We start from the raw sequence: 759 nt of genomic DNA, 5'->3' as shown, positions 1-759 counted from the left end.
TTTGGTTTATGATAGAACATATGTTTTGTATAGGCGGGTGAACAAATTTTGAATTATATTAGCAATCAATTACTAAGCGGTTTAAACCCCGTTCAGCAGGAAGCAGTCAAAACAACGGACGGGCCTCTTTTGCTGATGGCGGGAGCGGGAAGCGGAAAGACGCGTGTCCTGACACACAGAATTGCTTATTTAATGGCAGAGAAGCATGTGGCGCCGTGGAACATTCTGGCGATCACATTTACAAATAAAGCGGCACGCGAAATGAAAGAACGTGTGGAAAGCATCCTTGGACCCGGCGCGGACGATATCTGGATTTCCACATTCCACAGCATGTGCGTGCGGATCTTGCGCAGAGATATCGACCGGATTGGGATCAACCGAAATTTCTCCATCCTTGATACGGCTGACCAGCTTTCAGTGATCAAGGGGATTTTGAAGGAGCGCAATCTTGATCCGAAGAAGTTTGACCCGAGAAGCATCCTCGGTACGATCAGCAGTGCGAAAAACGAATTGACCGAACCGGAGGAATTCTCTAAAGTTGCTGGCGGCTACTACGATCAGGTGGTCAGCGATGTATATGCTGATTATCAGAAGAAGCTATTGAAAAACCAGTCGCTCGATTTTGACGATTTGATTATGACGACGATTAAACTGTTTGACCGAGTGCCTGAAGTGCTAGAATTTTATCAGCGCAAATTCCAGTACATCCATGTTGATGAGTATCGGGATACGAACAGGGCGCAATACATGCTCGTTAAG

Annotated in this window: 1 protein-coding gene; it reads left to right on the top strand. The window is 46.2% G+C overall.

All coding sequences use genetic code 11. From position 1 onward, the window contains the following. Positions 1 to 48: 48 nt before the first annotated feature. On the top strand, positions 49 to 759 hold a 711-nt coding region (locus tag ACWHAR_RS26390), incomplete at its 3' end, for a UvrD-helicase domain-containing protein (protein ID WP_452088339.1).

It is taken from the genome of Bacillus sp. LR--39, from assembly GCF_053613335.1.
This window is presented reverse-complemented; position numbering and strand designations above follow the sequence as displayed.